At 70.2% G+C, this 18,594-nt stretch carries 15 protein-coding genes and 1 pseudogene; 13 read left to right on the top strand and 3 right to left on the bottom strand.

Features of this window, described 5'->3' with window-relative positions; translation table 11 throughout:
* Positions 1 to 34: 34 nt before the first annotated feature.
* The 9 genes from LCL87_RS05305 to LCL87_RS05265 all read left to right on the top strand — a co-directional run bounded on the left by LCL87_RS05305 (position 35) and on the right by LCL87_RS05265 (position 10,313).
* Entirely contained in the window at positions 35 to 892 is an 858-nt protein-coding gene (locus LCL87_RS05305) for an ABC transporter permease (protein ID WP_225017404.1), read from the top strand.
* Entirely contained in the window at positions 889 to 1,701 is an 813-nt protein-coding gene (locus LCL87_RS05300; protein ID WP_225017402.1) for an ABC transporter permease, read from the top strand. The genes LCL87_RS05305 and LCL87_RS05300 overlap by 4 nt, the downstream gene beginning before the upstream one ends.
* Positions 1,698 to 2,807, top strand: coding sequence for an ABC transporter ATP-binding protein (locus LCL87_RS05295; protein ID WP_225017400.1), 1,110 nt, complete (start codon positions 1,698 to 1,700; stop codon positions 2,805 to 2,807). Before LCL87_RS05300 ends, LCL87_RS05295 begins: the two co-directional genes overlap by 4 nt.
* A complete protein-coding gene (locus LCL87_RS05290; protein WP_225017398.1) occupies positions 2,804 to 3,490 on the top strand; it encodes a DUF1028 domain-containing protein in 687 nt (228 codons plus the stop codon). Before LCL87_RS05295 ends, LCL87_RS05290 begins: the two co-directional genes overlap by 4 nt.
* A complete protein-coding gene (locus LCL87_RS05285; protein ID WP_225017396.1) occupies positions 3,483 to 4,688 on the top strand; it encodes a M20/M25/M40 family metallo-hydrolase in 1,206 nt (401 codons plus the stop codon). The genes LCL87_RS05290 and LCL87_RS05285 overlap by 8 nt, the downstream gene beginning before the upstream one ends.
* A gap of 53 nt (positions 4,689 to 4,741) precedes the next feature.
* Complete coding sequence (locus LCL87_RS05280; RefSeq protein WP_225017394.1) at positions 4,742 to 7,264, top strand: MmgE/PrpD family protein; 2,523 nt, start codon at positions 4,742 to 4,744, stop codon at positions 7,262 to 7,264.
* Between the two features lie 69 nt (positions 7,265 to 7,333).
* Positions 7,334 to 7,900: a flavin reductase family protein gene (locus LCL87_RS05275; RefSeq protein ID WP_225017386.1), complete on the top strand. Its 567-nt coding sequence runs from the start codon at positions 7,334 to 7,336 to the stop codon at positions 7,898 to 7,900.
* Positions 7,897 to 9,066 (top strand): FAD-dependent oxidoreductase, encoded by a 1,170-nt coding sequence (locus LCL87_RS05270; RefSeq protein WP_225017384.1) that lies wholly within the window; start codon positions 7,897 to 7,899, stop codon positions 9,064 to 9,066. Before LCL87_RS05275 ends, LCL87_RS05270 begins: the two co-directional genes overlap by 4 nt.
* Positions 9,063 to 10,313, top strand: coding sequence for an allantoate amidohydrolase (locus tag LCL87_RS05265; protein ID WP_225017382.1), 1,251 nt, complete (start codon positions 9,063 to 9,065; stop codon positions 10,311 to 10,313). Before LCL87_RS05270 ends, LCL87_RS05265 begins: the two co-directional genes overlap by 4 nt.
* On the opposite strand, the gene LCL87_RS05260 is transcribed toward LCL87_RS05265, so the two are convergent.
* The gene (locus tag LCL87_RS05260; RefSeq protein ID WP_225017883.1) at positions 10,279 to 11,034 is read right to left on the bottom strand and encodes a class I SAM-dependent methyltransferase; all 756 of its coding nucleotides are present in this window, start codon (positions 11,032 to 11,034) and stop codon (positions 10,279 to 10,281) included. The genes LCL87_RS05265 and LCL87_RS05260 overlap by 35 nt on opposite strands.
* Positions 11,035 to 11,195: 161 nt before the next feature.
* Between LCL87_RS05260 and LCL87_RS05255 the strand changes: the two genes are divergently transcribed.
* A complete protein-coding gene (locus LCL87_RS05255; RefSeq protein WP_225017381.1) occupies positions 11,196 to 12,425 on the top strand; it encodes a glycosyltransferase family 4 protein in 1,230 nt (409 codons plus the stop codon).
* Here LCL87_RS05255 and LCL87_RS05250 read toward each other — a convergent pair.
* Positions 12,342 to 14,108: an MmpA family trehalose lipid delivery protein gene (locus tag LCL87_RS05250; protein WP_225017379.1), complete on the bottom strand. Its 1,767-nt coding sequence runs from the start codon at positions 14,106 to 14,108 to the stop codon at positions 12,342 to 12,344. The two genes, LCL87_RS05255 and LCL87_RS05250, sit on opposite strands and share 84 nt — an antisense overlap.
* A gap of 32 nt (positions 14,109 to 14,140) precedes the next feature.
* On the opposite strand from LCL87_RS05250, the gene LCL87_RS05245 reads away from it, so the two are divergent.
* Complete coding sequence (locus tag LCL87_RS05245; RefSeq protein WP_225017377.1) at positions 14,141 to 15,349, top strand: polysaccharide biosynthesis protein; 1,209 nt, start codon at positions 14,141 to 14,143, stop codon at positions 15,347 to 15,349.
* Positions 15,350 to 15,511: 162 nt separating this feature from the next.
* Entirely contained in the window at positions 15,512 to 15,985 is a 474-nt protein-coding gene (locus tag LCL87_RS05240; RefSeq protein ID WP_225017375.1) for a hypothetical protein, read from the top strand.
* A gap of 212 nt (positions 15,986 to 16,197) precedes the next feature.
* On the opposite strand, the gene pgfA is transcribed toward LCL87_RS05240, so the two are convergent.
* Positions 16,198 to 17,334, bottom strand: a complete 1,137-nt coding sequence (gene pgfA / locus LCL87_RS05235; protein WP_225017373.1) for a cell envelope lipid trafficking protein PgfA — start codon at positions 17,332 to 17,334, stop codon at positions 16,198 to 16,200.
* A gap of 206 nt (positions 17,335 to 17,540) precedes the next feature.
* Here pgfA and LCL87_RS05230 point away from each other — a divergent pair.
* Positions 17,541 to 18,590, top strand: a pseudogene (locus LCL87_RS05230) (acyltransferase family protein); the annotation flags it as partial.
* Between the last annotated feature and the right edge of the window lie 4 nt (positions 18,591 to 18,594).

The raw sequence follows: 18,594 nt of genomic DNA, 5'->3' as shown, positions 1-18,594 counted from the left end.
CGAGGGGGCGGAGCCCGCATCGAATGACCGAGGCGTGGCCCGACGCGGCCGGCGCTGGTCCGGGATCCTGCTCGCGGCGCCGATGACGGCCTACGTCGTGGTCTTCTTCGTCGCCCCGCTCGTGCTCCTCGCGGTGTACAGCGTCATGAAATTCGATCTACTCACCTTCCAGGTGCGGTCGGGGTTCACTCTCGAGAACTACCGAGAGCTCTTCAGCGGCACCTACGTCGGCGCAGTGTTGCGGTCGCTGGCAATGACGGTCGTCATGACCGCGGTGTGCGTGGTCCTCGGATTCCCGGTCGCGCTCACCATCGCCCGCGCCAGTGGCCGGGTCAAGGCCCTGCTCCTGGTCGCGGTGATCGTGCCGTACTGGATCAGCTTCGTCGTGCGCACCTACGCCTGGCTCGAACTGCTGTCGCCGACCGGCTTCGTCTCGAAGGTGGCTGCGTTCTTCGGAGTCGTTCCGGAGGGCACCCAACTCGGCTACTCCACCTTCGCGATCGGCGTCGGGATGGTTGCCGGCTACCTGCCGCTGATGATCCTGCCGATGTTCATGGCGCTGGACCGGATCGACCCGGCGCTGCAGGAAGCGGCCGCAGACATGGGGCTCAGCCGGCGCCGGGCGTTCTGGAAGATCACCGTGAAGCTGGCCATGCCCGGCAGTATCGCGGGCGTGCTGCTGGTAGGGATCCCGGCGACCGGGGAATACACCATCCCGGCCATCCTCGGCGGTTCCAAGACCCTCATGGTCGGCAACGTCGAGGCCGAGCAGTTCCTCGCGACCGGCAACTATCCGTTCGGTGCCGCCATCGCTACGACGCTGATGGTCGTCATGCTCGCCGTGCTGTTCGCCTCACGCAAGCGCTTGGATCGATTGGGGGACATCACATGAAGCGCCGGATCAGTCCCGCGGCGGCTGTGACAGTTGCCGTCCTCGCCTTCCTCTACCTGCCTATCGGCATGGTGATCGTCAACGCGTTCAACGCCGACGAGAGCCTCGTCGGCTGGGGCGGCGCGACGCTCGAGTGGATCACCGGCGCGTTCGCCGACGAACGGGTTCGTCAGGACTTCCTCACCAGTTGTCTGATCGCGTTGTTGTCCACCGTGGTCGCGGTCGCGTTGTCGTTGGCTGCGGTGATGGCGGTCTCCCGCCTGCCCAAGCGGGCCGGCGCGGTGTTGCAGACCCTCACGTATGCCCGGTTGATGATCCCCGAGGTCGTGATCGCCGCGGGCATCCTGGTGGTCATCCAGCGTCTCGGGCTCAGTACCGGTACCTGGTCGGTCGTGGCCGGGCACATCGTCTTCTGTTCCGCCTACGCGACATTGGTGCTCCAGTCCCGCTTCGCGACCTTGACGGGTACGTACGACGAGGCCGCCGCAGACCTGGGTGCTCCGCCGCGTCGGGTATTCCTGCGGGTCCTGTGGCCGATGATGATGCCTGCGGTCGTCATCGCGGCGCTGCTGTCCTTCACGTTCTCCTTCGACGACGTCGTCAGCACCGTCTTCCTGGCCGGGCCGGAGACCGAGACGCTGCCGGTGCTCATCCTCAGCCTGTCGCGGCACGGCACGTCGCCGGAGATCAACGCGATCGCCGTGGCCTTCATGTTCGTCTCGCTCGTCCTGATGTGTCTGGTCGCGTTGGCCTCCCTCTGGCCTTCGAAGCAGGCGCGTCGCGTCACCTCGGAAGAAGAACTGTCATGACAACCACCGCCGAACCGGGTTACAGCCCCGCCTCGCTCAGACTCGAGAACCTCGCGTGTTCCTTCGGCGACCACCACGTCGTCAAGGGCATCGACCTCGACATCAAGGGTGGCGAGTTCTTCTCGCTCCTCGGCCCCAGCGGCTGCGGCAAGACGACCACGCTGCGAATGATCGCCGGTCTCGAGCAGTCCAACGCGGGTCGTATTCTCGTGGACGACAAGGAGATCCAGGGTGTGCCGCCGCACAAGCGGCCGGTGCACACCGTTTTCCAGAACTACGCGCTGTTCCCGCACCTGACGGTCTTCGAGAACGTCGCCTTCGGGCTCCGTGAGCGCAAGGAGAGCAAGCAGGTCGTCGCGGAGAAGGTGTCCCGTTTCCTCGACCTGGTCGAGTTGAGTGGAAAGGAGAATCACCGGCCGCGCCAGCTCAGCGGTGGCATGCAGCAGCGCGTCGCGTTGGCGAGGTCCCTCGTTCTCGGTCCCCGGGTCCTTCTGCTGGACGAGCCGCTCGGCGCGCTGGATCTGCGGATGCGCCGCCAGATGCAGGTACTGCTCAAGTCGGTGCAGCACGAACTGGGCATCACCTTCGTCTACGTCACCCACGACCAGGAGGAGGCGTTCGCGATGTCGGACCGGGTCGGTCTCATGCAGAACGGTGACCTGGTGCAGGTGGCGACGCCCGCCGAGGTCTACCACCAGCCGGCGACCCGCTTCGCCGCCGGATTCGTCGGCGCCTCCAACAGTTTGGACGGCGTCGTGACCGGAACCGGCCCGGGTTGGTACGACGTGGTGGTGCCCGGCGTCGGCGAGGGCCGCGTCGACGGGGTCGGTGAGGTGCCGGCCGACAAGAACGTCACGCTGATCCTGCGCCCGGAGGTGGTCGGCCTCCAGTCCGAAAAGGGTGTTGCGGCCGCAGATTTCTCGGTAGCGGGTATCGCGCGGGACATCGCCTTCCTCGGCGCGCGCACCTCGGTGCGGGTCGAGCTTGCCGACGGCCGTGTGATCACCGCCGATCTTGCCAGTCGCACACTGCCCGCCGACGTCACCGTCGGTGCGCCGTGCCGAGTTTCGTGGCGCAGTACCGACATGTGGGTGGTGACCCGATGACCTATTCCATCGTCGCCCGGTGCGAGCGCACCGGTCAGCTCGGGGTCGCGACCGCCACCTCCGACGTCGCCGTGGGAGCCAGGGTGCCGTGGTTGCGCACCGGGGTCGGCGCCGTCGTCACCCAGCATCGCACCGATCCCCGCCTCGGGCCCCGGATGCTCGACCTGATGGCCCGCGGAGCAACCGCGACCGAGGCCGTCCACGGAGTGCGCCACTCCAGCGTCCACGCGGACTGGCGTCAGCTCGCGGCCGTCGGTATCACGGGACCCGGAATCGCTTGGACGGGTGCGTATGTCGACCCGTCCGGGGTGTCCGTCGTCACTGCCGCCGACCACGTCGTCGCCGGCAACATCCTCGTCGGCGACGTCGTCGGCAAGGCTGCGAGCGTGGCCTTCGACGGCAGCGCCGGACTCGAGCTGGGCGAGCGGCTGGTCCGCGCGCTGGAGGCAGGTCTGAGAGCCGGCGGCGAGCCGGACCCGCTCCGGTCGGCCTGTCTGCGCGTGCACGGCAGCGAGCAGTTCCCTCTCGTCGACCTGCGCGTCGACGAGCATCCGGAACCGCTGCGCGAGCTCCGTCGGCTGTGGAATCTGTACGGTCCGTCCGCCGGTGAGTACGTCAGCCGTGCAATCGATCCCGAAAGCGCACGCGGTGTGGCTCCCGGAGGGGAGGAAGTCGATGTCTGAGCTGACACCCGCACCTGCCTCCGTCGTCGAACTCAGCGCGATGCTCGAGCCGCGGCTGCCGAGCATTCTCGACCTGGCCACCCGACTCACCGAGGTCGAGAGCGGATCATTCCTTCCCGCGGGCGTCGACCGAGTGAATGACCTGATTGCCGAGCGGCTCGAAGCGCTGGGATTCACCTCACGCCGGCACCCGATCGCCTCGTGCCGGGGCCAGGCGTTCGAGGCGACGCTCGAGACCGGCGAACCCGGGCTCCGCCTCCTCGTGCTCGGTCACGCAGACACGGTGTGGCCCGAGGGAACGTCCGCAGACTGGCCGATCGTGACCGAGGAGCCGATCATGTCCGGGCCCGGTCTCGGTGACATGAAATGCGCTCTGTCCATGGCGGTCCACGCGATCGAGGCCGCGCTCGAGACCTCGGTACCGGGCGTCGAGTCGATCACCTACGCGCTGGTGCCGGACGAGGAACTGGGCAGCGTCGGCAGCCGCGACTGGCTGGCGGACCTGGGGCGGCGCACGGACGTGTGCCTCGCGCTCGAAGCAGGACTGGCGGGCGGGGGAGTGATCGTGTCCCGCGGCGCGGTCGGGGCCATGATCATCACAGCGCGCGGGCGCACGGCGCACTGCACCGACGACACCGGTGCGAGTGCCCTGCATGCGCTCGCACCGCTCGTCGAGGAACTCGAGTCGCTCACCGACCGTGCACGCCGCACGCTGTGCAGCGTCGGCATTCTGCGTGGCGGCACGGCGCGTCAAGTGGTCCCCGACCGTGCGGAGATCCACGTCGACTTGCGGGCCCCGGACGACGAGGCGGGTGCGGCGCTGGTGGCCGAGGTCCGTCGACGCGCGGAGGCGCGGGCAGGAGGCGGCGTCACCGTCGAGATCTCCGGCGGCATCACCAGGCCCGCGCTCCCGCGGGCGGTCACCGATCCTGTCTACACACTCGCCGAGGACCTGGCGGCCCCGGCCGGACTGGCGATGCGCCGGATCGACGAGATGGGCGGCTCGGACGCCAGCCTCGTCGGACAGTTCGCGCCGTTCGTCCTCGACGGTCTGGGACCCACTGCCTTCGATCAGTGCAGCCGCGCCGAGACGGTGGAGCGCGACTCGGTCGTCCCGCGCACGGCGCTGCTCGCCGCCCTGATCGGCCATGCCGGCCGGCTTTCCGCTCACCTGCCGAACCAGGAGGACCATCGATGACGCTCGACGCACCCACTTGTCTTCCGGGTGTTGCAAATATGACGACGCCAGTTGTGGATAACGCAACTAGTCAGGTCGGCGACGTCCTGAAGTTCGTCGTGGGACTCACATGGCAGCAGGTGCCGTCCGAGGTGCGACGCCGCCTGGGCATGCTGACGCTCGATGCCTCGGTCGCGGCCCGCGCCGGAACTCTTCTGAGCTCGGCGCGCATCATGACCGACTATGTCGCCACCGCGATGAGTGGCGACGAGGCCACCTGCGTGCTCGACGGGCGCCGCGTCTCGGCACCCGGTGCCGCGCTCGCGAACGGCACCGTGATGAACGCCGTCGACTACGACGACGGGCACCCCTTGGCCAAGGGGCACCCGGGAGCGGTGATCATCCCGGCTGCGCTCGCGGTGGCCGAGGCGACGGGCGCAAGCCACGAGGAGTTCCTCCTGGCCATGCTCATCGGCTACGAGGTGGGTATCCGTGCCGGGATGGCGCAGCACGACCGCTGGCCGCTCTTCCACAGCAGCGGCACCTGGGGTGCCGTCGGCGCCGCCGCCGCGAGCGCCAGGCTGCTGAAGCTGTCCCCCGAGCAGGTGGACGCCGCGATCGGGCTGGCGGAGTACCACGCGCCGGTCGACCTGATCATGCGGGCGGTAGCCGAGCCCACCATGGCCAAGGACGCGATGGGCTGGGGCGCGCACGTCGGTGTCACCAGCGCCCAGCTCGCCGCGGCGGGCTTCACTGCTCACCGCTCCGAGTTCGTCGCCGACCGGCTGCGCCACGGCGCCGCGGACCTGGGCGCCGAGTGGCAGGTGATGCACACGTACGTCAAGCCCTTCCCGTGCTGTCGCTGGGTGCATCCGGCCCTGGCCGGCGCCGAGCAGGTGCTGCGCACCCTCGGCCGCGAGCGGCTCGATCCTGCCGAGGTGACGGGCGTGCGGGTGCGCACCTTCCAGGCCGCGGCCGACCTGGCGCGGATGGTGCCGTCCACCAGCGAGGAGGCGCAGTTCAATCTGCTCTGGCCGCTGGCCGCTTACCTGACCTCGGGCGGTTTCGGACTCGATTCCGTCACAAGCGATCTCGGCGATCCAGTGATCGCGCGGATGGCGGGCCTCGTCGAGGTAGTCGTCGATCCCGACTTCGAGGCCGGGTTCCCCGCGGTCCGCCGCAGCAGGCTCACGGTGACGCTCGCCGACGGCCGCACGATCGACAGCGGGCCGTGCACCGCGGCCGGGAACGCGGACGATCCGCACTGGGAGGATGTGGTGCGCGCCAAGTTCCCCGCCGTCCCCGACGAACACTGGGCCGCCTTCGACGCCGAGCCCCTGACTTCTTCGACCCGCGACCTCACTGCCGTAGATCCACTGTCCGCGTTGACTTATCCGCTTTCCACCACCCAAGGAGAAAACATGAACTCCCCCGAGCAGACCAAGCGCCTCGCAGCCATCGACGCCCTCGCCCAGGGCTTCCGCGACCGCGCCCGTCGCTACGACGACGAGGCGATCTTTCCGACCGAGAACTTCGCCGAACTGTACGAGGCGGACCTCCTTGCGCTGACACTCCCCGAGAAGTGGGGCGGCGCCGGTCTGTGGAGTGAGGGCGGCTTCGCCGAGTACTACGCGCTCATCGAGCATCTCGCGGCCGTCGACGCTCCGACGGCGCAGCTGTTCCAGGTTCACTCCCACGCTCTCGGCATGTTGTCGCACGCGGCCACCGATGCGCAGATGGAGAAGTACGTCGTCCCGATCGCCAAGGCCGGCGAGCTGGTCGCCTCGGTGGGCAGCGAGGCGACGCCCGGCAAGACCAACGTCGGCACCTCCAGCAGCCAGCTGGTCCGCAACGAACAGGGCCAGTGGGTGCTCAACTGCACCAAGCACTTTGCCTCCCTCGGCCCCGGCGCGTCGCACTACATCATCTGGTTGGCGCTGCCGGGCACCGAACACTACGACCACCGCACCGTCGCCGTGCTCGTGCCGCGCGACGTCCCCGAGGTCGAGTTGATCGACAACTGGGACGTGCTCGGCATGCGTTCCACGGTGAGCTGGGCCGTGAAGGTCACCGACTACGTGCTGCCCGACGACGCGATCTTCGGCGAGCCGGGTTGGTGGGAGACCGACGACACCCGCACGTTCACGCTGGCGTTCGCGGCCAACCATCTCGGGGCCGCTCGGGGAGCCTTCGACTTCACGGTGGACTGGGTGCGCGCGCGGCCGGAGCTGGCCGCCAGCGAACTGATCCAGTTCCAGCTGGGCGAGCTGGCGGCCAAGCTCTCGTCGGCCCGCGCGGGACTGTTCGACGCCGCCGCGGTGTGGGATGCGGGCCGCCGGTCGGAGGGCGAGTTCCGCGGAGTCCATGCCCTCACGGTCGCGAAGCAGGTCGCCCTCGAGGTCACCGGGCGCTGCCTCGACGTCTGCGGTTCGCGCTCGATGTTCAAGACCTACCCGCTCGAGCGCTTCTACCGCGACACCCGCGCATTCTCGCTGCACTACCGGGTGGACAACTACACCCGCAACCTCGGGGCGACTCTGCTCGCCGAGGGGTTCTCGGTCAACGGCAACGGCGGCCTGACGCCCGCCGAGGTCTGATCGCCGCCCGGACCTGACCACTCGTCCGCACCACCACATTCGGCCCATGACGACCACGGGAGCACGCTCATGCAATCGATGACGACCGGCACCGACCCCACGATACTCAAGGCCGCGTTCGCGAACTTCCCCTCCGGGGTGACGGCCGTGTGCGCGGAGCTGGACGGGGAGGTGGTCGGCATGGCCGTGAGCTCGTTCACCGCGGTGTCGCTCGATCCGCCGCTCGTGTCGGTGTGCGTGATGAACGGCTCGCGGACCTGGCGGCGCCTGCAGCATGCGCCGCGGCTCGGCGTCAGCGTGCTGGCGGCGGACCAGGGGGCGGTGTGCGGCGCCATCGGTGCGAGGCGAGTGGATCGGTTCGCGGGCATCGACACGGCGGTGACGCCGGAGGGCGCGGTGTTCGTGCGCGGTGCCGGCGTGTGGCTCGAGTGCGAGGTCCAGACCCTGCTGCCCGCAGGTGATCACACCATCGTCCTGCTCCGGGTGCTCGGGCTCGACGTGGACACGGATCGCGAACCGCTCGTGTACCTCGCCGGCGACGTCCGCGACCTCGTTTCCCGGACGCCGAACCCCGGCGACCGATCCGCACCGGCGAGTGCCGCCGGTTCAGCATCACCCGAAGGAGCCCTGTCATGACCGGTCGGCGTGTGATCGTGGTGGGAGGTGGGTTGATCGGACTCTCGATCGCCCGCGCCCTCACCGAACGAGGCGTCAGCGAGGTGCTGGTGCTCGAACGCAACAGCCTCGCCGGCGGGGGGACCGGAAAGTCGAGTGGGATCGTGCGTTGCCACTACGGCGTTCCGTCGATCGCGGCGATGGCGTGGCGGAGTCTGCCGACGTTCGAGCGTCTGGGCGACGACGTCGGCTTCCGCCAGGTGGGTTACATGGTCGCCGTCGGGGCCGAGAACGAGGATGCGTTGCGCGCCAACACCGCAGTGCACCGGTCGCTGGGCATCGACGCGGAGATGATCGACCACGATCGGGCGGCTGCCCTGTGGCCCCATCTCAACCTCGAGGACATCGCGGCCCTCTCCTACGAGGCTCGCGGTGGGTACGCGGACGCGTCACAGCTGGCCCTGCACTTCGGGGCGGTGGCGCGTTCGGCAGGCGCGAAGGTTCGGCAGAACACCCCTGTCGCGCGGGTGCTGACCTCCGGTGGCCGCGCCACTGGCGTGGAGCTGGCGAGCGGCGAGATCCTCGAGGCGGACACCGTCGTCGTCGCTGCCGGTTGGTGGTCCGGCGAATTGATGGCGGACGTCGGACTGGACCTGCCGATCGACTCGCTGCGCTCGGAACTGCTGATGGTCGACGCCGGTGAACCGCTACACGACCTGCCTGCGCTGTCGGATCTGGTGAGCCTGCAGTACGTGCGAATCGAAGGCTCCGGCCAGTTGCTGGTCGGCAACAGCGACCACAGCACGCCCAAGTTCGCCGACCCGGACGCGTACTCCAACCAGGCCAGTGATGCGGGGATCGAAAGGGCGGCAACAAAGATGTTGCACCGCTTCGACTTCCCGGACGCATCGGTGGCACACACCTACGCGGGCTGCTACGACATCACCCCGGACTGGAATCCCGTCATCGCCCCCGTCGCGATCGACGGACTGTTCCTTGCCGCCGGGTTCAGCGGTCACGGATTCAAGATCAGCCCTGCCGTAGGCGATCTGATGGCCGACCTGATCGTCGACGGCGACAGCCGGGACCCGGACGTCCCGGCGACGGACTTCCGGCTCGAACGGTTCGCCGAGGGGCGGCCGCTGTCCAGCCTGCACCCGTACGTGGGCGCGGGTGAGATGCGATGAGCGACAAGGTTGCAGCGGTCGAGGGCGACACGGTCTCCGGTCTGCTGGCGGAGATCGAGGACATCGGACGGGACCCGCAGCGTGGCGGCTACTCCCGACCGGTGCACTCGTCGGCCGAACACGAACTGCGGGAGTGGTTCATCGCGCACGCGGAGAAGCGTGGCCTGGAGGTGGAGGTCGATCGCAACGGCGCGATCTGGGCCTGGCACGCACCCGACGGGTCCCGCGACGATGCGGTCGTGACCGGCAGCCACCTGGACTCGGTGCCCGGCGGCGGCGCGTTCGACGGACCACTCGGGGTCGCGTCGGCACTGGTGGCGTTCGACGTGCTCCGCGACCGCGGCACGCTGGGGTCGCGGCCGCTCGCCATCGTGGTGTTTCCCGAGGAGGAAGGGTCGCGATTCGGGGTGGCCTGCCTCGGATCCCGGTTGATGACCGGCGCGATCGACCCCGATCGGGCCCGGGCACTGACCGACGTCGACGGAAACACCTTCGCGGACATCGTCGCCCGCGGCGGGCTCGATCCGGCCCACCTCGGCCCCGACCCCGAGGCGCTGGCGCGGATGTCGGTGTTCGTGGAACTGCATGTGGAGCAGGGGCGCGGTCTGATCGACCTGGACCGGCCGATCGCAGTGGCGTCGTCGATCCTCGGTCACGGCCGGTGGCGGGTGACGATCGCCGGTGAGGGCAACCATGCCGGGACCACGCTGATGTGTGATCGCAGTGATCCGATGGTGGCGGCCGGCCGGCTGGTGTCACGGATCCGGGATCTTGCTCGTGGGCAGTCCGCTGCCCGGGCGACGGTCGGCCGGCTGGTGCCCACGCCGGGCGGAACCAATGTCATCGCCTCCCGCGTGGACCTGTGGGTCGACGTGCGCCATCCCGACGACACCGTCACGACCGTCCTGGTGGAGCAGATCCGTCAGGCGGCGGTTCTGCTCGCCGCGGAGGAAGGCTGCGACGCGGTGCTGGTCGAGGAGTCGTTCAGCCCGACCGTCGACTTCGACCCCGCACTCCGGGACGTCCTGGCAGCCACCCTGTCGGATGCCCCGGTGCTGGGCACCGGCGCGGGCCACGATGCGGGTGTGCTCAAGGACCACGTCCCCACCGCGATGCTCTTCGTCCGCAACCCCACGGGGATTTCCCACTCGCCGAGTGAACACGTCGAGGCAGACGACAGCGAGGCCGGTGCCGTCGCGCTCGCCGACGCGCTCAGCGCTTGCGGACTACCAGGACGAGGTTGCTGACCAGTAGTTCCCTCAGCACCGGGATCTTCACCATCCACCACGCCCAGCGCGGGTGGTAGCGGGGGAACGCGGCGAGGACGTCGCCGCCGGTCTGCGCCTTCGCCCAGCGCAGACCGTCCTTCGCGCCGATGTCGAAAAGGGAGACGCCGAACCGGTTCTTCGGCTCCTTCCCGAGCTTGCGCTTGTAGCGGCGGGCCGCGTACTCGCCGCCGAGGTAGTGCCACGGCCCGGTCTCGTGGCCGCCGAACGGGCCCCACCACAGCGTGTACGACAGCACCATCAGCCCGCCGGGCTTGGTCACCCGCAGCATCTCCTCGGCCATCACCCACGGCTGCGCGACGTGCTCGGCGACGTTCGACGAGAAGCACACGTCCACGGCGTCGGAGCGGATCGGCAGCGCCAGCCCGGATCCGCGGATCGAGTCGCCGACGCTCAGTCCGGCCGCGTGCATCTCCGACGGGTCCGGTTCGACGGGGACGTATCGGGCGCCCGCGCGGGAGAACGCGTCGGCGAAGTAGCCGGGGCCGCCGCCGACGTCGAGGACCGTGGTGCCGGTGAGATCCCGCTCGGTGTGCCCGCGGTACAGGTCGCCGATCAGCTCGACGGAGTCGCGGGCGAGCGCGCCGTAGAACAGGTCGGGGTCGGTCTGCTCGTACCGGAAGTCGCTCAGGAGTCCGACCGACCGTTTCAGGGTCGCGCGGCGGGCGAAGTAGCGGGTCACGCGGGGTGATCGGGCGCTGGTCACGGGAGGAACCTTAGCGATCGGACATATCGCGGCCGCGTTCGCCGGTTTCCGCTACTTGACGGTAGGGCGCGGCGGGCCCAGCCGATAAGGTGTGTCGCAGGCGACCGTCCGAGCCGAGCCAGTGAGGGGGCACGCACGTGCGAGAGGTTCTCCTGCTGTGCTGGCGCGACACGGGTCATCCCCAAGGCGGCGGCAGCGAGCGGTACCTCGAGGAAGTCGGGGCCGGTCTCGCACGTCGCGGCATCAAGGTCACCCTCCGCACCGCCGGGTATCCCGGCGCCCCGCGCGAGGAGACGGTCGACGGCATCCGGATCGTGCGCGGCGGCGGCCGGCTCACGGTGTATCCGCGGGCGCTCGGTGCGATCGTCGCCGGACGGCTCGGGTTGGGCCCGCTCGCCGGACTGCGCCCCGACGCCGTCATCGACACCCAGAACGGCATCCCGTTCTTCTCCCGCACGGTCGCGGGTGCGCCGGTCACGGTGCTGGTCCACCACTGCCACCGCGAGCAGTGGCCGGTCGCCGGCCGGCTGATGGGGCACGTCGGCTGGTGGATCGAATCGTGGCTGTCGCCGCGCGTGCATCGCGAGAGCCAGTACCTGACGGTGTCGTTGCCGTCGGCCGACGAACTCACCGACCTCGGCGTCGAACGGGACCGGATTGCCGTGGTGCGCAACGGTGCCGACGCGATCCCGGCCGGTGTCGAGCCCGGCGACGACGCGACCCGCACGACGCACCCGAGCGTGTGCGTGCTGTCGCGGCTGGTGCCGCACAAGCAGATCGAGGACGCCCTCGCCGCCGTCGCGCAGCTGCGCCGGACCATCCCCGAACTGCACCTCGACGTCATCGGTGGCGGCTGGTGGGAGCAGAACCTGCGCGAGCGTGCCCACGAACTCGGCATCGGCGACGCGGTCACCTTCCACGGCCACGTCCCGGAGGACCGTAAGCACGAACTGCTCGCCCGGTCCTGGGTGCACGTGATGCCGTCCCGCAAGGAGGGCTGGGGGCTCGCGGTCATCGAGGCCGCGCAGCACGGCGTCCCCACCGTCGGCTACCGCAGCTCCAAGGGCCTCACCGATTCGATCATCGACGGGGTGACCGGGCTGCTGGTCGGTGGCGAGGCCGTCGCCGACCAGGCCGCCGCGGTCCCGGCGCTGGCGTCGGCCGTCGAATCGCTGCTGCTCGACGCCGATCTGCGCGCCGACCTCGGCCGCAAGGCGCGGCTGCGGGCCAACGAGTTCTCGTGGGAGCAGACCGCGGCCGGCGTGCACGCGGTGCTGGCGTCGTCAGCCGCGGGACGGCACGTGTCGGGGCTGATCTCCGGCGCCGAAGCCGCGGCGACCCCGTCGCCGGGCCTGCAGGACGCCTGACCCGCCGCCCACCAGCAGCGCCGCCCACAGCAGGTGCGCCGCGATGGCCTCGCCCCGCCCTTCGCGGAGATCCGGCGGTATGCCCCCCGGCACCCGGTACAGCGCCAGTTCATTGTCCGCGTAGACCGGCTCGAGCTGGTCGAGGGTGCGCTGCGAATCCCCGAGCGGGCCCGGGGTGGTGCGCTCGACGAGCACCCAGCGCACGTGTTCGTCGACGAGCGACCGCGGGTCACTGCCCGACAGCAGCAGGTTCTCGACGCGGGTCGCGCGCGCCCCCTCACCGCCGACGGTCGCCGCCTGCCCGACGACGAGCTGCCCGGTCTGCAGCACGTCCCGCGGCAACATCCGCGGCGCGGGGTCCAGAACGGGCGCGTCGCCGCTGTACGGGAACTTGCGGAACATGCCGGCGGGCAGCACCGCGACGTCGCCCGCCTCCTTCGACAGCGCCAGATGCTGCGCGACCTGCTGCCAGGCCGCCGGGTACTGCACGGGCTTCAGCGCGCCGCCGACGCCCCACACCAGGTCCGGCAGCGCCAGCACGACCGCGACGATCGCCGCGACCGGAACCGCACCCGGCAACGACACCCGCTTCGACAACGCCCGCACCCCGGCGGCCGCGGCCAGTGCGTACAGCGGCGCGGCGAGGGCCACCCACTTCTGGCTGTCGCGCAGCAGCCCGGCGCCGGGCACGTGCACGACGGCCCATTCGCCGGCCGCCAGCCCCCACCCGGTCGCGCCGAGCGCGGGCAGCAGCACCGCGAGCCCGGCGAGGACCACGAGCGCGGCGATTACCGGGTGGCGGCGTCGGCGCCACAGCGCGGGCAGCCCGCACGCGACGACGGCGAGCAGCAGTACTGTGCCGGCCAGTGCCCACAGCGACGTCCGCGATCCCGGGACCGCGGTGGAGTTCCACACCCCGCCCAATCCGGCGAGGCTGCCGATGGTGCCGAGCCCGGGCTCGGCGCGGGCCGCGAACGCCGCGACGCCCGCAGGGTCCGACGTCCCGCCGCCCCCGGACAGCGCGGTCGCCGTCAGCCACGGCGCCGACGCGGCCAGGAACAGCGCGACGGTCCCGAGCAGTCGGGTCGCGACCGCGCCGTGCCCGCCGGGGCACGCCAAGATTGCGAGGGCGACGACGGCCGCCAGGATCGCGCCGGTCGGCGTCAGACCCGCGGCCGCGAGGCACAGCGTCAGCGTCGCCCAGCCGCCCGGGCGTCCGCGCCGGATCGCGACGGCCGCGCACGCGACCCACGGCAGTGCCGCGTACCCGGTGAGCAGGCTCCAATGTCCTTGCAGCAGACGTTCGGCGACGTACGGGTTCCACAGCATCACCGTCGATGCCACCAGCTGCGGCCCCAGCCCGACGCCGGGCAGCAGGGCCGCGACCATGCGGGCAGCTCCCCACCCGGCCAGCCACAGCGCCGCGACCAGGATCGCCTTCACCACGACCCCGCCGTCGACGCCGGAACTGAGCACCGCGATCAACCAGTCCTGCGGCACCGCGCGGGCCGCGGCGTCGGTGAGCCCCAGCGCGGAGTCGGTGACGTACGACCGCGGCGTGCTCACCGCGTCGCGGAGCAGCAGATAGCCGGGGCCGAGCAGCGGGCCGAGGATCAGCGTGGTCAGCACCAGGCTGTACAACGACGGCGCGGCGCGCGCGAGACTCGGGTGCCGTGGCGTCATGAGCGGCACCTTACGTGGTGCATCATGAGCGGATGCCACGCCAATCGCTGACCGGTTCCACGGTCGCCGGGATGACGATGGTGACCGCCGGGTCGATGACGGCGAACATCGCGGCCTACCTGCTTGCGCTGCCCGCCGTGCGGTGGCTCGGCCCCGCCGGATACGGCGAGTTCGCGGCGCTGCTCGCGGCCCAGTTGGTGCTCGCGGTGCCGGCGCTGGCGTTGCAGACCGTAGTGGCCCGGGAAGTGGTGCACGGCAAGCCGGTTCCGGTCCTGCGGGCGCTCGGCTACCGCTGCGCCGCGATCGTCGCGGTGGTGGCACTCGCGCTCGTCCCGGTCATGTCGTGGGCGCTCGACACGAGCCTCGCCGCGACGGCGTCGGCACTCGTCGCGGCGCCGCTGCTGGTGCTGCTCGGCACCGAACAGGGACTGCTGCAGGGCGCCGGGCGGTTCGCGGAACTGAGCGTGGTGTTGGCGGGCGCCGGCGTCGTGCGGGTGGCACCCGCCGTCGCGGTGCTGGCCGTGGGCGGCGGGCCGGGCCCGACGCTGTTGGCGGGCGCGGCCGGCACCGGGGTGATGGCGTTCGTGGCGCACCTGATCGCGAGCCGACGACCGTCCGGCGCCGGCGAGCCGTCGGACGCGACGACGATCGGGGTCGCGACGGTCCTGCGGGCGTCGCAGGTGCAGTTGGCGCTCATCGCGCTGACGTCGGTGGACCTCGTGGTTGCCCGCATGGTGCTCGACTCCCACGACGCCGGCCTGTACGCGGCGGGGGCCGTCGCGACGAAGGCCGCGTTCTGGCTCCCGCAGGCGATCGGCGTCGTGCTCTATCCCAAGATGGCGAACCCGGAGCACTCGGCCGCGGCCGTCCGGTCGGCGCTCGGTGTGCTGGTCGCACTCGGCGCTGTGCTCGTCGTCGGTGCGGCCCTGGCGGCCCCGCTCGCGCCGATCCTGTTCGGTGACGACTACGCGTCCGTCCAGGGGATGCTGTGGATGTTCGCGTGGAACGGCGCCGCGCTCGCGGTGCTGCAGGGCGCGTTGCTGTCCGCGATCGCGGGGGAACGCACGCATCTCGCGATCGTCGCGTGGGTGGGTCTCGTCGTCGAGGTGGTGCTGTTCTTCACCGTCGCCGACACGGTCCGCGAGTTCGTCACCGTCGCGATGTGCGTGGCCACGGTGACCGCCGCGACGGCCGCGGTGCTGGCCGTCCGCAGCACCCGCTCGGCCCCCGTCGCGCGATAAGTGCGCAACTCGCGCCGCTGAGGTCCCACCCCTCGCGATAAGTGCGCGAAACGCGAGGGGTGGGCCCGGAATCCCGCGATAAGTGCGCAAAGCGCGAGGGTAGGGATCGCCGTTGTGGGCGAGTTGTCCCGGTTGCTGTGAATCCCGTGTGACGCTGGGCGGATGCGCACTGCCCAGCGATGGACCTACGGGGTGGCGGCGGCCCCGTTGGTGTTGTTCGTCGTCGCGGTGATCAGCATCGAGGCCCTCGCGGACTCGAGCCACCATCTCTACGACGTCGCGGCCAACTGGATGCTCGTGCTGGCCTTCGGCTCGGTCGCGCTCGTGCCCGCGATGATGCTCGCCGCGTACGGCGGATACTGCCTTCCCCAGCCGACACGATTCGGCCAGATCGTCGCGACGGTCGGGCTCGTCGTGCTGGCGGCGCCCGGCCTCCTCGGCGCCGCCGACTTCGCGGTCGCCGAGATCACCGACCGCCCGGAGTGGCCCGACGACGGCACGTCGTGGGCGCCGCGGCTGTCGGCCGCAGGCGAGGTCGTCTTCGGCGCGCCGTTCGTACTGATCAGCCTCGCCGGGACGTACGCGCTGTGGAAGGTGTGGACGCAGCGCACGGCGGGGGCTCCCTCGTCGGCCTAGTTCGCGATAAGTGCGCAAAGCGCGGCGCCTGAGGTCCCACCCCTCGCGATAAGTGCGCAAAGCGCGAGGGGCGGCCCGGAATCCCGCGATAAGTGCGCGAAACGCGAGAGGGGAGGGGGCCGCGGTGCGACCGACCCCACCCACAACGACGAACCCCCGCACGGTGATCCGTGCGGGGGTTCGTGGTCTGTCAGAGCGTCGGGCTGCGCCGACTACTGCTGGCGCGGCGGTTCGGTGAAACCACCCTTGTCCATGTTGACCGTGGGGAATTCCTCGGTCTTGTCGGAGGTCCAGTCGTTGCTACCGGATCCGGCGGGCGGGTTCGCCGGGCCACCGGCGGTCGCGCCCTTGTTGCCGCGTCCACCGCGCAGGCCGAGGAAGATGCCGGCGATCAGCGAGATCACGCCGAGGATGCCGGCGACGATCGGCAGGGTGCGGCCGAACAGCGACAGCTTGTCCTGGCCGTCCTTGGCCTGGCCGATCTGGTACTCGATGGTGTTCTCGTCGAACGGCAGCGTGGCCTTGAGGACGGTGACCTCGGGCTTGGCCTTGTCGCGGGCGTAGTACTGGTACAGCTTCTCCTGGCCCTTGATGACGACACCGGTGACCGGGTCGACCCAGACGTCGCGCTCGTTGGTGTACCAGCGGATCATCGTGACCGGCTGGTCCTCACCGGGCACGCCCCACGTCTTGGCGGGCAGCGTCAGCTTGTTGGTGGGCGCCGACGGCACGACCTTCGACAGGTCGACCGGCTCGATCTTCTGGTTGTAGTGGTACACCTTCATTCCGTTGATCTCGGTTTCCTCAACGAAATTGATGTCCTGCGTGGTGCGCGAGTTCAGGTCGAAGTAGGGGTAGCTCTTCTTCTCCGCATCGAACGGCCACTTGTACTGCAGGCCGGTGTGCGAGACCTCTTCGGCCGGCTCGGTCGACGACGTCTGGATGGTGCCGACGGGCGGCTCCACCGGCATCGAGCTGACGCGGTCGGCGGTGAGCCGGTCCACGGTCGCGGTCAGCAGGCCGCTCTCGCCCTGCTTGTCGGTGCGGATCAGCGTCTGGCCGGCCTGCAGCGAGATGACCTCGGCGTCGGACGGCTGCTCGGTGATGACGTACCGCTGCGCGACGATCGGCACGTTGGTGTTGACCTCGGCCTTGCCCGCGAGCAGCGCCTTGGAGTCGAGAACGTCGCCGTTACCGGTGGCGACGGTGGTGACCTCGAGATCCAGCGGCGTCTTCTTGAGCTTGTCGACGGTGTACGCGGGAATGAGGACCGCTACGGCGAGCAGGAAGGTCCCGAGGCCCACCAGAATGCACGCGAGTATCCGGCTCGGGCCTGAGCGCTCGGCCATGCTGTCTCCTAACTCAATGTTCTTGAATTGAGATACCCCCACCGGCAGCGTGCCCGCTGCACGGGTCGCACGGTGCCTGACGTTTCGCGACACCACGTGAGCCCAGACACTAACAGTCTCGTTGTCCCATTTGCGTCAGCACCGGGGTTCTGGAACGTTCACGTCGCTCTTTCGGTTCCGCAACGACCCGGGCACACTTGACGGCGATGAACAGCGCACACCTCGCCACGCCCGCGCCCGTCGGCAATCCGCGGGCGTTCGTTCCGGCGCTCGAGGGGATGCGCGGGTTCGCCGCTCTCGGTGTGCTCGTCACGCACGTCGCGTTCCAGACCGGTGCCACCGGTGATCTGGTGATCGGCCGGATCTGGGGGCGGTTCGATCTGGCGGTCGCGGTATTCTTCGCGCTCTCCGGCTTCCTGCTGTGGCGCCCGCACGCCGCCGCGGCCCGCGGTCTCGGGCAACCCCCGGGCATCGCCAGGTACTGGCTCAACAGGGCGGCGCGCATCCTGCCCGCGTACTGGGTGCTGGTGGTCCTGGTGCTGGCGTTCCTGCCCGCGGCCGGCGGCGGCTGGAAGGTGTGGATGTCGAACCTGGCGCTGCTCCAGGTGTTCGTCCCGCTCACGCTCACCGAGGGCCTGACGCAGATGTGGAGTCTGTCGGTCGAGGTGGCGTTCTACCTGCTGCTGCCGATCATCGCGCTGGCGTTGGTCAAGCTGCGGGGCGGCAGCGCCCGGTTCCGGGTCCCAGTTCTCCTGGCCCTGGCGATCATCAGTCTCACCTGGGCGTTCCTGCCGGTCCCGGCGCCGGACGGCATCCACCACGACAACTGGTTGCCCGGCTACATCCCATGGTTCGCCGTCGGCATGCTGCTCGCCGAACTCGCGATGGTGGGCGGGACATGGGTGCACCGCCTGGCCGAGCGCCGGGTGTGGATGGGTGCGATCGCGGTGGTGGCGTTCGGGTTGTCGACGACGTGGCTGGCCGGCCCGGAGGGGCTCGTCCGCGCCGAGCCGTGGCAGTACGCCACCAAGATCGCGCTCGGTGCGGTGATGAGTTTCGCGCTGCTGGCGCCGCTGGTCCTCGCCGGTCACCGGCACCGGATCCTCGCGAGCCCGGTGGCGCTGGCCGTCGGACGCTGGTCGTACAGCCTGTTCATCTGGCACCTCGCGGTGCTGACGATCGTGTTCCCGATGTTCGGTATCGCGCCGTTCAACGGGAACTTCTGGTTCGTCCTCGCCGTCACCACGGTGCTGAGCATCG

Origin of the sequence: Prescottella equi, assembly GCF_020171745.1 — a bacterium.
Taxonomy (GTDB): Bacteria; Actinomycetota; Actinomycetes; order Mycobacteriales; family Mycobacteriaceae; genus Prescottella; species Prescottella equi_A.
The sequence above is the reverse complement of the archived record's forward strand: the minus strand, read 5'-3'. Positions and strand labels throughout refer to the sequence as shown.

Excerpts from the sequence above, each read along its gene's own strand:
- LCL87_RS05270 (WP_225017384.1), top strand. The coding sequence starts at position 7,897 with ATGACCGGTCGGCGTGTGATCGTGGTGGGAGGTGGGTTGATCGGACTC.
- LCL87_RS05265 (WP_225017382.1), top strand. The coding sequence starts at position 9,063 with ATGAGCGACAAGGTTGCAGCGGTCGAGGGCGACACGGTCTCCGGTCTG.
- LCL87_RS05250 (WP_225017379.1), bottom strand. The coding sequence starts at position 14,108 with ATGACGCCACGGCACCCGAGTCTCGCGCGCGCCGCGCCGTCGTTGTAC.
- LCL87_RS05245 (WP_225017377.1), top strand. The coding sequence starts at position 14,141 with ATGCCACGCCAATCGCTGACCGGTTCCACGGTCGCCGGGATGACGATG.
- pgfA (WP_225017373.1), bottom strand. The coding sequence starts at position 17,334 with ATGGCCGAGCGCTCAGGCCCGAGCCGGATACTCGCGTGCATTCTGGTG.
- LCL87_RS05285 (WP_225017396.1), top strand. The coding sequence starts at position 3,483 with ATGTCTGAGCTGACACCCGCACCTGCCTCCGTCGTCGAACTCAGCGCG.
- LCL87_RS05295 (WP_225017400.1), top strand. The coding sequence starts at position 1,698 with ATGACAACCACCGCCGAACCGGGTTACAGCCCCGCCTCGCTCAGACTC.
- LCL87_RS05300 (WP_225017402.1), top strand. The coding sequence starts at position 889 with ATGAAGCGCCGGATCAGTCCCGCGGCGGCTGTGACAGTTGCCGTCCTC.
- LCL87_RS05240 (WP_225017375.1), top strand. The coding sequence starts at position 15,512 with ATGCGCACTGCCCAGCGATGGACCTACGGGGTGGCGGCGGCCCCGTTG.
- LCL87_RS05290 (WP_225017398.1), top strand. The coding sequence starts at position 2,804 with ATGACCTATTCCATCGTCGCCCGGTGCGAGCGCACCGGTCAGCTCGGG.
- LCL87_RS05275 (WP_225017386.1), top strand. The coding sequence starts at position 7,334 with ATGCAATCGATGACGACCGGCACCGACCCCACGATACTCAAGGCCGCG.